The following is a 12,901-nucleotide window of genomic DNA, read 5'->3' as shown; positions in this document are numbered from 1 at the left end:
TCACAGAGCAATCGGTTTCGGCCGGAACGAACCCCACCACGATCCCGAACCAGCACCGGCCCACGTCAGGGGCACACAGAAGCATCCCCAGCGCGCCACGGGATTTACCACGCCCCCGGCGCGCACCGAAGGTGCGCTGGATCGCTGACCTGCCAGTTTTCTAATTTTCCGGACTTTGGACGGGTTGCGTCGACATGTTTCCGTGGGCGCACGACGTGGAAGATGTCGCGAGACCGGGATGTGCTGCTGACCTGCGGCTTCGTAGGGTGGCGTGCGGGATGACTGATGCGTGGCCCTCACTGCGAGAGGGCGGGTGACAACCGTCCTGACGCTCGCTCGACGCTGGTTCCGGCAAAGCGTCAGGTTTGCCGGTCCGTACCGAATCGGAACGGCGGAGCCCCTTGGGCCGACAGCTCGAGCCGGACCGCCGGCATACTCCCCGAACGCGAAACAGGAACGTGAGCCGCACGTTCCAGATGCTTCGGAACGTGCGGTGAGTTGTGCCGGTCGCCGCGTAGCCGGCCGGGGACTGTGCCTGCTTCGACGCGACTTCGATGACGGTGATGTCGGACGGTGCGCCCACGCGGACGGGCGGGCCCCAGGCGCCGCAGATGACGTACAACTGGGTGCCGCCGCAGAGTTCCAGTCCGGCGACGGTGGGGTTGGCCAATTCGGCGAGGAGGTCGCTGGGCCAGAACTGACCGCCGTGGGTGTGGCCGGGGAGCTGGAGTCGACGCCGTGGCGGACGGCGGCCTGGATGACGACGGGTTGGTGGGCGAAGAGGACGGCGGTATGGGAACGGTCGCGGTCGCCGAGGGCCTTGCCGAAGTCGGGGCCCTGGCCCTCTTCCTCTTCTTCGCCTCGGACGTCGTTGACGCCCGCCAGGTCGAAGCCGGGCAGTTCTGTGCGGGCGTTCTCCAGCGCGCGCAGCCCCCGATCCCGTACCTTCTCGATCCACGGCTCGACGCCGGCGGGCGTGAGCGAGATCCCTCACGGGCGGCAGGACCGGCGGGGCGCGCGGGCCGCCTCGGCGGCCCTGCCAACCGGCACAGCCGTCGCTCAGGCCCGGTCCGGTGTGACGCTCGTTCGACGCTCCGGGTGTCCGTTGGGCGCAACCTGCGTGGTGATGAGCGCGCGCGGGGCGTCGGCCCGGTGCCGGTCCTCGCGCTGGGCGCGCAGGGCTTCGTCGGCGGCGCGGAGCCGGGCAAGGGCGGCCGGTTCGCCGTCCACCAGGCCGTCGATCACCGGAGTGGTGATCGGGTCCAGGCACTCGGTGAGCAGGTGGCGGGTGGCGGGGAGGGGCGGGGTGAGGTCGGGGGCGGCGAACCCGGTGGTCAGGTAGCGGGCCGGGTCGGTCAGGCTCCAGCCGACGACGGTGCCGTGCTGGACGAGGAGCGCCACGTCGGAGGCGATGCCGATGCGGGCTTCCAGCGGCTCGTCGAGGACGTCGAGGTCGCGCAGACAGGCCAGTACGGCGTCCCCGGGAGCGCGGCACAGCGCCGTGCACATCTCCTGCCGGGAATCCCGGACTTCGTCCGCACGGAGTCCGCCGGGGCGCACGGCGGGTGTGAGAGGGAGGCGGGCACGGTCCTCGGCGGAGGCCGACTGTTTCGGCATCCGGAATTGAGCCCCGACCAACTTCCTGCTGGCCGGGTCGGAGCGGAGGACGTCGGGCGCACCCCAGAGCCAGTCCTGGCTGCCGAACGTGTGCGCCAGGAACCGCTCACGTTCTCTCGCGTCCGTGTAGGGCGCGATGTCCACCGAGGTACCTACGAGGCGGGGCGTGACGGGCAGTGGATCATCCGGCATGGTGGCGTGCCAGTCGCCGTCGAACGTCAGTCTGATGGCCGTTCGGGTCCCTGCCGGCTGCTGTCGAGGATTTGATGCCACGGGGAACGGGTTTCTTCGCTCCTTTCGCACCGTTCGCCCATTCCTTCCGTGCGCCGAAACCTGCGGGGCGCGGTGATGCCTCGTCTCGTCCGGTTCCTCGCGGCGTGGCGGTGTTCTGGGACCGGACGGCACTGGCTGCCCGTCTTGAGCCTTCATCCTTCCAGCAGATCGCTGACATAGTCGCGGAGCTGAGGAGGAAGGTCGCCGAGGACGATGTCACGCAGAGGTGAAATGTGGTCAAGGTCGACATGACCGGTGGATGTGAGTTCGATGATGGCGTGCAACTCGGCTTCCAGGGCGGAGTTCTCCCTTTCGGAGACAGCAATTGCCGCCAGCAGTGTCGCCAGAGCCGACGCCTGGGCAGACGTATATGCACCCACGTGGTCGGACACTTCGTCGGCCGCGCGTTCTCGTGCCTGTGCATCGACTTCCAGGATCATTCGCGCAATGCTGATGAAGTCGTGAGACTTCAATGTGAAACACCCGTTCGTCACTAGTACGGAAGTGGAAACTGGGCCGGCCAGGGGATGTGTGTGGCATGGGCCGCATCCGGATTGTAGTGCGGGCTGTTCGGGTTGTGGACCTGCCGGTGATACAGGTTCCCCGCCTCGTCCTGGTATTTCCCGCCGATCGATATGCGGTAGATATCTCCGTTTGCCGCGTTGGAGCCGGCGGGAGCAGTTCCGTCCTTGTCGTGCACCCGCAGGCGAACCTTGTTGCCCGTCTCGGGATCTTCCCATTTGTATTCCACCCCCTTCTGTGCACCGCCATTGGGGTCCGGCTTGAGTATCCGCATCTCGGCATCGTCGGGAACGATGTCGAGCGGGTTGTGACCGCGCACGTCCCAGCCACCCCCCTCGACGCGGGAGGGATAGGGGGACAGGCCCAGCGGGTCGGCCCACAGGTATGGGTTGACCACATATGCCGTCGGATTGGGAGCGGGTTCCAAACCAAGCGGATCCGTGGTGAGATAACGGGCCGTCGCGGGATCGTAGTGGCGGAAGACGTTGTAGTGGAGGCCGGTCTCCGGGTCGTAGTACTGGCCGGGAAACCGGAGCGGAGTACAGGTGTTGCTGGCGTTGGTCCATGCGGTGGTGCCCCACAGCGTGGTCCGGGTGCGCCAGGCTATGTCACCGTTCTCGTCGACCAGTTCAGTGGGAGTGCCGATGAGGTCGGTGGCGATGGCGAAGAACCGGCGGTCGATCTCCTCCTGCCGGACGTCCGGGGTGAGGATGCGCTCGGTCTGAGCCAGCGGCGCCAGGCCGCGGTGGTCCCACGTGAGGGCCACCGGATTGGGCATGTCCTGAGACACCGTGGTCTGTTCGCACAGTGCCGCACCGTCCCAGGTGGAGAGAACCTCCTCAACGGCCGTTTCGCTGTCGGCGGCGAGGCGCTGCTTGGCGGTGCGGCGGTCCAGCGGGTCGCAGCGGTACCGCCACCGCGTCCCGTCGGGGGTGACGACGGAGGTGAGGCGGTCCTCGGTGTCCCACGTGTAGCGCCAGGTGTCCGCCTTGCGGGACAGGCCGGTCCTTTGGCGCAGAGTCACGCGACCAAGAGGGTCGTGTTCATAGCGGACGCTTCCGGCGCGAGTGAGGGCGGTGCCCTCTTACGTCCGGGGACCGGTGGCCTTGTGACCCGGGTGGGAGGCCGGCCAGGACGCCTCGGTCTGGTTGCCGCTCGCGTCGTAGGCGTACCGCTCGCTCCAGCCGTCAGCGGTCACGGAGGTGACGCGGCCGGCCGGGTCGAGGTCGAAGGCACGGGTGCCCGAGAGTTGGTCGGCGAGCGTGATGAGGTGGCCGTCGGCGCGGTAGGAGTACGCGCGGCTGTTGAGGGTGTGGCCGTGTGCGGTCAGGTGCTGGGCGGCCAGCCGTCCCGACTCGTCCCAGGCGGAGTGCACCGTGAAGAAGTCGTCGAAGGCCCGGGACAGTTCACGGCCCGCGGCGTCGTAGGCGAAGGCGATGTGGTGGCCACCGGTGGTCAGGTGGCCGGGCCCGCCGGACGTTCGCCGGAGGTCGGACGGGGCAGGCACCCATTCCCGCATGGTTGCCGTGACACAGGGGAACGCCACGCGTACCTCGGCGAGTTCGTCGGGATACGGATCCGGAGCCGACGGAGGCGGAGCGAAGCGCCGGGACCTGCCGTGGCCGGGAGTGCGGCAGGGCACCGGCCGGCGTGACCGGTGCCCTGCCGCGTGCGCGGCTTTGCTCGGGGAACCCTGCGGCCGGGCCGCCTACCTGGTGGAGGCCGGTTCCGGTGTGCCGTCGCGTCCGGGCGGCAGGGGTGCGGACACCGCGTCCTCGGGGGAGCGGCGGGAGTGGACCCCGATCATGCCGAAGGCGGTCAGCGCCGCGGCGACGGCGGCCGCCACACCGCAGACCAGGTAGGCGGTGCTGAAGCCGCTGCCCAGGGCGTCCAGGGCCAGGCCGTGCGCCGCGGATCCCGGGGTGCCGGGCGGCAGGCTGTTCACGGCGATGGGCCCTCCGGCCCCGGCGATCTCGCGCGCCGCTGCCACCTGGCCGCCCGGCAGGTCCGCGCCGGACAGGTTCGCCGCGAACGCCGACCCCGCGTTGCTGAGGGCGACCGCGCCGACGACGACGGGACCGAGGACGAAGCCGAGGTCGCGCAGCATGTTGGTGGTGGCGCTGGCCATGCCCGCCAGGTGCGGGGGCACGCTGTTCAGCGCCACGGCCGTCACCGAGCTGACGGTCAGGGCGAAACCGATGCCGATCAGCAGGGCGGGCGCGACGAACGCGCCGAGTCCCGGGTCGGTGACGTCCAGCCGGGTGAACAGCAGGCAGCCGATCGCCATCAGGACGAATCCGGAGGTCAGCAGCCAGGACGCGGCGACCCGGTGGAGGAGCCGCGAGACGATCGGGATGAGCAGGAAGGCGGGCCCCTGGAGGAGAAGGAAGGGGATCGCGACGCGGATCGGGTCCTGGTGCTGCACCGGGCCCAGCCACATGCTCGTCGCGAAGCAGGCGCCGAGGAAGGCGAGCATGCCGATGACCGCGACGACGGACGACACGGTGAAGGCCCGGTTGCGGAACAGCTTCAGGTCGAAGATCGGGGACTCGGCCCCCAGCTCCACCACGACGAACCCGGCGAGGAAGCATATGCCGAAGACGAAGGCGAGCATGACGGGAAGGGTGGTCCAGCCCGACTCGGGCCCCTCGACGGCGCCGTACAGCACCAGGATGAGACCGAGGGCGAAGGTGATCTGACCGGCCACGTCGAGCTTGCGGCCCTCGGGCGCCTTCGACTCCGTGGCCAGCATCAGGGTGAGCACCACGCTGACCAGGGCGAGTCCGACGAGCACCCAGAAGGAACCGCGCCACGACCCGACCTTGGCGAACATGCCGCCGAGCAGCGGTGAGACGGCGGCGCCGGCGGACAGGAAGCCGCTCCAGAGCGCCACCGCGTGCGCCCGTTCCCGGGAGGTGCGGGTGACGGCGGTGATCGCGGTGAGCGAGCCGGGGAACATGGCGCCGGCGCCCAGTCCGTTCAGGGCGGCGCCGATCCACAGCACCTGGACGGTGGGCGCGAGCGCGGCCACGGCGCTGCCCGCGGCGACCAGGGCCGTGCCGGCCATGACGAGCCTTCGCCGTCCGAAGAGGTCACCGAGGACACCGAAGGTGAACTCGAAGCAGACCACGGCGATCATGAACGCGGCGGTGATCCACGTGAGTTGGGATCCGTGTGTGTGCAGGTCCTGCTGGAGGAGACCGTTCAGCGAGGCCGGCAGCGCGTTCGCGACCTGGGCCACGAAGACCGCGCAGCAGGCGGCAGCCAGTGTTCCCGCGTAGCCCGGCATCCGGGCGGCCCCCGCGGTTGGGCCCTGGGACGTGGTCGTCCCGTTGTTGAGCGTCATTGCTGTTCTCCCTGGCTGGGAAGGACGGGCGTCCCGGAAACGGGAGCCTTGAGAGCGTGGAAGGGCTCGGCTCTGCGTACGCGGTGGGGGAGAAGGGCACGACGCGAGACGGGCGTGATGCCGTGGAGAATGACACTCGCTTTACGTCACGTCAATGATATGTCCGCAATCTAAGGTGAAGAGTCTCGCTGTAAGGGAAGCGTCTGCGCTCTCGTGCGGCCAGGAGGCTCAGTGCTGCTCGGCCAGGTCCTTCTCCAGGGCGTGCGCCGCGGCGTCCAGGGTGGCGACCAGGGGCTGGAGGCGGTGCGGGTCGTAGCGCACGCTGGGCATCGACACCGACAGACCGGCCAGCGCGGTGCCGTCCCGGTCGCGCACCGGTGCGCCGACGGCGACGAGGCCGCGTTCGGACCGCTCCTTGTTGACGGCGAACCCGTTGCGGCGCAGACGCCTCAGCTCCGTCCGCAGCCGGGCGAGATCCGGGCGATCGGCCGGACGGTCGCGGTAGCGCTCGGGGGCGTACACCTCATCCAGTTCCTCGTCGGAGAGGTCGGCGAGCAGCAGCAGTCCCGCCGTCGTGCGGTGGGCCGGGAACACCATGCCCTCCCGGGAACCGACCCGCAGTGCCTGCCGGCACTCGACACTGGCGATGAACCGGGCCGTGTCGCCCGTGCGGATGGTCAGGTTGGCCGTCTCGTCCAGAAGGTCGACGACCCGGTGCAGATGGGGCAGGGCCGCCGCGCGCAGCCGCGACACGAGGGACTGGGAGTGCGCGGCGAGTTCCAGCACCGGCCCCGCGCGGTAGACGCGGTCCTCGCCCTGCACGGCGAAATCCCGGTAGACGAGCATCGCCAGGACCCGGTGGGCGGTCGACCTGGCGACGCCCAGCCGCTCGGCGATCTGCGACACGGTCGCGCCGCCCTCCATCTGCAGGATGGTCGCCGCCCGCAGCGCGTGGTCCACGCTGGCGATGGGGTAGGGCGGCGGTGTCTTGAGCGGTTTGTCCATGGCGCGCCTTTCGGGTTCTGCTCTCCAGAATCTACATGTTCTTCTGGAAGACACGGTGCACCCTGGGGTCTGTGACTCAGTCCTCCATCGCCCAAGACATCGCCACGGGTTCCCCGGTCCGGCTCCAGGCCGTCTCCGCGGAGGGGCAACCCGAGGTCACCCCGGCGCTCGAAGCGCTGTACCGGGGCTTCGAGCAGGAACTGCTCGTACCGCTGTGGACCGAGATCGGCGACCTGATGCCGGCCCACCCGCGCTCGCGCGCCGTGCCGCACCTGTGGCGCTGGGAGCGGCTGCGGGAGCTGGCGGACCGGGCCGGCGACCTGGTCCCCGTCGGCCGGGGCGGTGAGCGCCGGGCCATCGCGCTGGCCAACCCCTCGCTGGGCGGCCGCCCCTTCGCCACGCCGACCCTGTGGGCCGCCATCCAGTACCTCATGCCGGGTGAGGACGCCCCCGAGCACCGCCACACCCAGCACGCCTTCCGGTTCGTCGTCGAGGGTTCGGGCGTGTGGACGGTCGTCGGCGGCGACCCGGTGCCGATGAACCGCGGTGACTTCCTCCCGCAGGCGGGCTGGAACTGGCACGCCCACCACAACGCCACCTCCGAGCCGATGGCCTGGATCGACGGTCTGGACATCCCCTTCCAGTACGTCACCGAGGCGCAGTTCTTCGAGTTCGGCCGCGACGAGATCAGCGACGCCGAGCGGATCACCCCGGAGCGGTCGCGCTCCGAGCGCCTGTGGGGCCACCCGGGCCTGCGCCCGCTGTCGGCCGTCCCGGCCACGCCGGGCAGCCCGCTGCTGTCCTACAAGTGGGAGTACACCAACGCCGCCCTGGGCGACCAGCTCCTGCTGGAGAAGGAGGGCTTCGGCGGCACCGTCGAGCCCGGCCACGCCGCGGTGCGCTACTCCAACCCGCACGACGGCTCCGACGTCCTGCCGACCATCCGCGCCGAGTTCCACCGCATCGTCCGCGGCGCCGAGACCGCGCCGGTGCGCGAGACCGGTTCGTCGGTCTACCAGGTCTTCGACGGCTCCGGTGTGGTGACCGTCGGCGACAGGTCCTGGACGGTCGGCCGCGGTGACCTGTTCGTCGTCCCGTCCTGGGAGCCGTTCTCCGCCAGGTCCGAGGCCGGCGCGACCGACTCCGACGAGGGCGCCCTCGACCTGTTCCGCTTCTCCGACGCGCCCGTCTTCGAGGCGCTCAAGCTCAACCGCACCCAGAAGGACGCCTGAACATGAAGCTCGCCACCATCCGCACCGCCGACGGGACCCGGGCGGTCCGCCTCGACGGCGAGGTCCTCGTCGACCTCGGGTACGCCGACCTGGGCGAGCTGTTCGCCGAGGCCGACTGGCAGTCCAAGGCCGCCGCCGCCTCCGGCACCACCTACCCGGTCGAGGGCGCGGACTTCGCGCCGGTCGTCCCCAACCCGTCCAAGGTTGTCTGCGTCGGCCACAACTACACCAACCACATCAAGGAGATGGGCCGGGAGCTGCCGAACTACCCGACCCTCTTCCCGAAGTTCGCCGAGACCCTGCTGGGCGCGGGCGACGACATCGTCAAGCCGGCCGAGACCGACGCGTTCGACTGGGAGGTCGAGCTGGCCGTCGTGATCGGCAAGGCGGTGCGCCGCGCCGACGAGCAGCAGGCCGCCGACGCCATCGCCGGCTTCACCGTCATGAACGACATCTCGGTGCGCGACTGGCAGTTCCGCACCATCGAGTGGACCCAGGGCAAGATCTGGGAGGCCACCACCCCGGTCGGCCCCTACGTCGTCACCCCCGACGAGGTCGGCGGCGTCCGCCCCGCGCTCGAGGTCAAGACGGTCGTCGACGGCCAGGTCATGCAGCAGGACGACACCGGCACGCTGCTGTTCGACCCGGTCTTCCTGGTGCAGTACATCTCCACCGTCATCACCCTGCGCCCGGGCGACATCATCGCCACCGGCACCCCGGCCGGCGTGGGCAACGCCCGCGACCCCAAGGTCTTCCTGCTCCCCGGCCAGACCGTGGTCACCGAGATCGCCGGCCTGGGCGCCTGCACCAACAAGGTGGTCGAGGCATGACCGACGGCACGCGGACGTCTCCCGACGCGCGCGAGTGGGCCCGCACGGGCACCGAGCTGCTGCTCGACGCCGTCGCGGGCCTCGACGAGGCCGGCTTCTCCGCCCCCGGCGTGCTGCCGGAGTGGACCCGCAAGCACCTCGCGGCGCACGTCGCCGCCAACGCCGATGCCCTGTGCAACCTGGTGCACTGGGCGGCCACCGGCGAAGAGACGCCGATGTACGCCTCCCCCGAGGAGCGCGCCGCCGGCATCGCCAAGGGCGCGGCCATGTCGGCCGAGGAGCTCCGCTCCTGGGTGACCGCCTCCGCGCGGGCGCTCGACGAGGGACTGGACCGGCTCACCGACGAGCAGTGGCAGCACGAGGTCGTCACCGCCCAGGGCCGCACTGTCCCCGCCACCGAGCTCCCGTGGATGCGCGCCCGCGAGGTATGCGTCCACGCCGTCGACTTCGGCACCGGCGCCACCTTCGCCGACCTCCCGAGCGGCTTCCTGAGCGCCCTGGTCGACGAGATCAGCACCAAGCGCGGGCTGACCGAGCTCCCCGACGGCCCTCTGCCCGAGGTCGCCGCCTGGCTGGCCGGGCGCCCCCACTCGCTCGCCGACGCTCCTGAGCTCGGCCCGTGGCTGTAGAGGAGTAAGTCATGTCCAACCCCGATGTGATCGTCGTCGGCGGCGGCATCGGCGGCCTCGGCGCGGCGTTCTCGCTGACCCGCCAGGGCCTGAGCGTCCGCCTGCTGGAGCGCGCCCCCGCCTTCGGCGAGGTCGGCGCCGGCATCCAGATCGCCCCCAACTGCACCCGCATCCTCGACGACTACGGCCTCCTTCAGGAGGCCAAGAGCCTCGGCGTCGTCCCGGACACGATGGTCATGCGCGACGCCGTCGACGGCGACGAGCTGACCCGGCTCGACCTGCGGGACCTGGAGAAGCGCCACGGCTACCCGTACATGGTCATCCACCGCAGCGACCTGCACGGCCTGCTCCTGCGCGCGTGCGAGCGCGCCGGTGTCGAGCTGATCACCGAGGCGCAGGTGACCTCGTACGAGAACACCGGCAACGGTGCCCGCGTGACCCTAGCCTCCGGCGAGACCCACGAGGCCGGCGTCGTGATCGCGGCCGACGGCCTGCACTCCGTCGCCCGCAAGCTGCTCGTCGACGACGAGCCCGTCTCCTCGGCGTACGTCGCCTACCGCGGCACCGTCCCCGCCGAGCTGCCGCGGGTGCAGTCCGTCGACCTCAGCGAGGTCGTGGTGTACGTCGGCCCCGCCTGCCACTTCGTCCACTACGGCCTGCGCGGCGGCGAGCTGCTCAACCAGGTCGCGGTCTTCGAGTCGCCCAAGGCGCTGGCCGGCCAGGAGGACTGGGGCACGCCGGACGAGCTCGACGCCGCCTTCGCCAAGACCTGCGGCTTCGTGAGGGACGGCCTGCCGTTCATGTGGCGGGACAAGTGGTGGCGGATGTTCGACCGCAACCCGATCATGAACTGGGTCCACGGCCGGATCGCGCTGCTCGGCGACTCCGCGCACCCGCCGCTGCAGTACATCGCGCAGGGCGCGATCATGGCCATCGAGGACGGCTGGGTGCTGGGCGAGCACGTCGCCCGCAACCGCGCCGAGGACGGCACGATCGACTGGGACGCCGCCCTCGCCGCCTACGAGGCCGTCCGCCCGGAGCACTGCCGCCGCGTGGTGACCACGTCCCGCAAGTGGGGCGAGCTGTGGCACCTCGACGGTGTCGCCCGCGAGCAGCGCAATGTGCTGCTGCGCGCCCGCGACACCTACGACTACTCGTTCGTGGACTGGCTGTACGGCCCGACCGCCCTGACGCCGGACGAGGAGCCCCCCATGTTCACGCCGATCCCGCTGTCCTCGGCGGTCGTCGAGGACTCGGGAGGCGGACCGCTGACGGCGGCGGGAAGCGCCGCAGCGTGAGCGACGCCTCCCTCTACGCGGCGGTCCGCACCCCGTTCGGCCGGTTCGACGGAGCCCTGGCCGGGTGCGGCCCGACGACCTCGCCGCCACCGCGCTGACCGTGCTGCCGGCCCGCGCGTCCGGCCCGGACCGCGCCGCGATCGGCGACGTGGTGTGGGGCAGTGCGACGGCGCCGGCGAGGACAACCGCAACGCCGGCCGGATGGCGGTGGTGCCGGCCGGACTGCCGGTGAGCGTGCCGGCCACCACCGTGAACCGGCTGTGCGGCGCCGGCCTGGACGCGGCGGTCATCGCCTCGCGCGCCCTGGGGCCCGGCGACGCGGACATCGTCGTCGCCGGCGGCGTGAGTCCATGACCCGCTGTCCATCGAGGGCCGCCGTCGACTCATCGACCGCTGCCGACACCGCCCGTCGCCCATGTGGCCGCCGCGACGGGCCTCTCACGGCAATGCGCCTCCAAGTGGGCCGACCGCTACCGCCGGTTCGGTGAAATCGGCCCGGCCGACCGGCCGTCGTGCTGCACGAGGACCGGGAGGCGACGCACGGGACACCGGCATCCGCGGAGCTACCAGAGGGCGGGGAGACCGTGCTCGCCGTCGGGTCCGAAGGGGACGTGGCCCCGGAGGAGCCGGCCGTGTGCGTGGGGGCGGGGGCGCGGTCGATACCGGCTGGGGCGGAGCCTGTTGCGGACGTCCACGGCCGGGACGGCGGCGGTCGCGTTGCCGCTGGGGCTGAGCGTGGGCAGGGCCCGCCGGACCCTGCCCCGCGCCCGCCCGCCGCGACGGCGCCCGCCGTCTCCGGTCAGTTTTCCGATCGTTCGTCATCGCGCGCCATCACCTGTGATGATGTGGATCAGGGCAACGACCGGTGAGGTCACGAGGTCAGGGGGGATCGATGAGCAGTACGACGTCGGCGCTGATACGGCTGAAGTCCGCGCAGAAGAGCGCGAAGGGCGTATCGCTGTATTCGCGGTTCGTGAACCGACCCGCGGGCCGGTATCTCGCCGCCGGGGCGTACCGGATCGGGCTGACACCGAACCACGTCACCATGATCAGCGCGGTGTTCAGCTTCGCGGCGATCGTGGTGGCGGCGCTCACCGCGCCCACCTGGGCTGCTGGTCTCGTGGTGTGGCTCGGGCTCGCGGTCGGTTTCGCCTTCGACTCTGCCGACGGACAGCTCGCCCGGCTGCGCGGCGGCGGCAGCGCGGTGGGTGAATGGCTCGACCACGTGGTCGACTGCGCCAAGATCACCGCACTGCACACCGCCGTGCTGATCTCCTTCTACCGTCACCCCGATCACTTCGGAACCGCGGCCGACGGCTGGCTGCTGGTGCCGCTCGGCTTCCAACTCGCCGCCGTCGTCACGTTCTTCGGCGGACTGCTCACCGAGCAGCTCAAGCCCAAGGCGGCTCCGGGCGACCGTGCCGCGCCCTCCTCGGCACGCGCGGTGGCCCTGCTCCCGGTCGACCACGGGGTGTTCTGCCTGGTCTTCCTGCTGCTCGGCGGCGGCGACGCCTTCCGGTGGGCCTACACCGCCCTCGCGGTCGCCGCCGTGCTCTTCCTCGTCGCCTTCCTCACCAAGTGGTTCCGGGAGCTGTCCGCAGTTCGTCGGTGAACCGCGCCCCGTCGAGGGCGTCGATGGCACGTCGCAGCTGGGTGCTCGACGTGTGCACGGTGTACGGGAAGTAGACGACGTCCACGCCCACAGTGGCGAAGTCCCGCTCCAGCCGCTCCCCCTTCGACGTGTCCCGCCAGTCGTCGCCCTTGAACAGCACGTCGAAGCGGACCTGCTTCCACGTCTCCAGCTTGTCCGGCACGGTCTCGACGAACGCGGCGTCCACGTACTGGATGCTGCGGACGATCTCCAGCCGCTCGACCAGCGGGATCATCGGCCGTCTGCCCTTGGCCTGTTCGGCCATCTCGTCCGAGACCACGCCTGCCACCAGGTAGTCGCACTGGGCACGTGCGTGGCGCAGGATGTTCAAGTGCCCGATGTGGAAGAGATCGTAGGCTCCCGGCGCGTAGCCCACGCGATACGGCTTGCTCGATGGCACAGATGCCCCCCTCGTTCGATGATGGCCCCCTGTGCGCACCCCCCTTGCGGAAGGTGCGCGAACTTTGACGATAGCGTTCATGCTCGGTGCAGGAAGGG

General features: G+C 70.7%; 10 protein-coding genes and 5 pseudogenes. 8 read left to right on the top strand and 7 right to left on the bottom strand.

Annotated features, from left to right (window positions below; all coding sequences use genetic code 11):
• Positions 1–532: 532 nt before the first annotated feature.
• The 6 genes and pseudogenes from ACX25U_RS08960 to ACX25U_RS08935 form a co-directional block, all read right to left on the bottom strand.
• Positions 533–972, bottom strand: a pseudogene (locus ACX25U_RS08960) (metallophosphoesterase); the annotation flags it as partial.
• An 87-nt stretch (positions 973–1,059) separates the two neighbouring features.
• Positions 1,060–1,761: a hypothetical protein gene (locus ACX25U_RS08955; protein WP_454390338.1), complete on the bottom strand. Its 702-nt coding sequence runs from the start codon at positions 1,759–1,761 to the stop codon at positions 1,060–1,062.
• Between the two features lie 281 nt (positions 1,762–2,042).
• Positions 2,043–2,330: a hypothetical protein gene (locus ACX25U_RS08950; RefSeq protein WP_454390336.1), complete on the bottom strand. Its 288-nt coding sequence runs from the start codon at positions 2,328–2,330 to the stop codon at positions 2,043–2,045.
• Positions 2,331–2,383: 53 nt separating this feature from the next.
• A pseudogene (locus ACX25U_RS08945) lies at positions 2,384–3,874 on the bottom strand (polymorphic toxin type 30 domain-containing protein); the annotation flags it as partial.
• 246 nt (positions 3,875–4,120) lie between these two features.
• Entirely contained in the window at positions 4,121–5,758 is a 1,638-nt protein-coding gene (locus ACX25U_RS08940) for an MFS transporter (protein WP_454390334.1), read from the bottom strand.
• Positions 5,759–5,986: 228 nt separating this feature from the next.
• A complete protein-coding gene (locus ACX25U_RS08935; RefSeq protein WP_454390332.1) occupies positions 5,987–6,763 on the bottom strand; it encodes an IclR family transcriptional regulator in 777 nt (258 codons plus the stop codon).
• A gap of 71 nt (positions 6,764–6,834) precedes the next feature.
• On the opposite strand from ACX25U_RS08935, the gene ACX25U_RS08930 reads away from it, so the two are divergent.
• The 8 genes and pseudogenes from ACX25U_RS08930 (at position 6,835) to ACX25U_RS08895 (ending at position 12,364) form a co-directional block, all read left to right on the top strand.
• On the top strand, positions 6,835–7,995 hold the full coding sequence (locus ACX25U_RS08930; RefSeq protein WP_454390330.1) for a cupin domain-containing protein: 1,161 nt from the start codon (positions 6,835–6,837) through the stop codon (positions 7,993–7,995).
• Positions 7,996–7,997: 2 nt separating this feature from the next.
• Positions 7,998–8,825, top strand: a complete 828-nt coding sequence (locus tag ACX25U_RS08925; protein ID WP_454390328.1) for a fumarylacetoacetate hydrolase family protein — start codon at positions 7,998–8,000, stop codon at positions 8,823–8,825.
• On the top strand, positions 8,822–9,454 hold the full coding sequence (locus ACX25U_RS08920; protein WP_454390326.1) for a maleylpyruvate isomerase family mycothiol-dependent enzyme: 633 nt from the start codon (positions 8,822–8,824) through the stop codon (positions 9,452–9,454). The genes ACX25U_RS08925 and ACX25U_RS08920 overlap by 4 nt, the downstream gene beginning before the upstream one ends.
• Before the next feature lie 26 nt (positions 9,455–9,480).
• Positions 9,481–10,752 (top strand): FAD-dependent oxidoreductase, encoded by a 1,272-nt coding sequence (locus ACX25U_RS08915; protein WP_454394169.1) that lies wholly within the window; start codon positions 9,481–9,483, stop codon positions 10,750–10,752.
• Positions 10,749–11,117: pseudogene (locus ACX25U_RS08910) on the top strand (thiolase family protein); the annotation flags it as partial. The gene ACX25U_RS08915 and the pseudogene ACX25U_RS08910, both read left to right, overlap by 4 nt.
• A pseudogene (locus ACX25U_RS08905) lies at positions 11,111–11,265 on the top strand (helix-turn-helix domain-containing protein); the annotation flags it as partial. The pseudogenes ACX25U_RS08910 and ACX25U_RS08905, both read left to right, overlap by 7 nt.
• Positions 11,259–11,481 (top strand): annotated as a pseudogene (locus tag ACX25U_RS08900) (16S rRNA (uracil(1498)-N(3))-methyltransferase); the annotation flags it as partial. The pseudogenes ACX25U_RS08905 and ACX25U_RS08900, both read left to right, overlap by 7 nt.
• Before the next feature lie 163 nt (positions 11,482–11,644).
• Positions 11,645–12,364 carry a CDP-alcohol phosphatidyltransferase family protein gene (locus ACX25U_RS08895; RefSeq protein ID WP_454390324.1) on the top strand — a complete coding sequence of 240 codons (720 nt, stop codon included), beginning with the start codon at positions 11,645–11,647 and terminating at the stop codon, positions 12,362–12,364.
• Here ACX25U_RS08895 and ACX25U_RS08890 read toward each other — a convergent pair.
• Complete coding sequence (locus ACX25U_RS08890; protein WP_454390322.1) at positions 12,324–12,803, bottom strand: adenylyltransferase/cytidyltransferase family protein; 480 nt, start codon at positions 12,801–12,803, stop codon at positions 12,324–12,326. The two genes, ACX25U_RS08895 and ACX25U_RS08890, sit on opposite strands and share 41 nt — an antisense overlap.
• Between the last annotated feature and the right edge of the window lie 98 nt (positions 12,804–12,901).

The organism is Streptomyces sp. JNUCC 63, assembly GCF_054366325.1.
Note: the sequence above shows the minus strand (reverse complement) of the source record. Positions and strands in the feature narration are given on the sequence as shown.

Excerpts from the sequence above, each read along its gene's own strand:
- ACX25U_RS08950 (WP_454390336.1), bottom strand. The coding sequence starts at position 2,330 with ATGATCCTGGAAGTCGATGCACAGGCACGAGAACGCGCGGCCGACGAA.
- ACX25U_RS08940 (WP_454390334.1), bottom strand. The coding sequence starts at position 5,758 with ATGACGCTCAACAACGGGACGACCACGTCCCAGGGCCCAACCGCGGGG.
- ACX25U_RS08935 (WP_454390332.1), bottom strand. The coding sequence starts at position 6,763 with ATGGACAAACCGCTCAAGACACCGCCGCCCTACCCCATCGCCAGCGTG.
- ACX25U_RS08925 (WP_454390328.1), top strand. The coding sequence starts at position 7,998 with ATGAAGCTCGCCACCATCCGCACCGCCGACGGGACCCGGGCGGTCCGC.
- ACX25U_RS08920 (WP_454390326.1), top strand. The coding sequence starts at position 8,822 with ATGACCGACGGCACGCGGACGTCTCCCGACGCGCGCGAGTGGGCCCGC.
- ACX25U_RS08895 (WP_454390324.1), top strand. The coding sequence starts at position 11,645 with ATGAGCAGTACGACGTCGGCGCTGATACGGCTGAAGTCCGCGCAGAAG.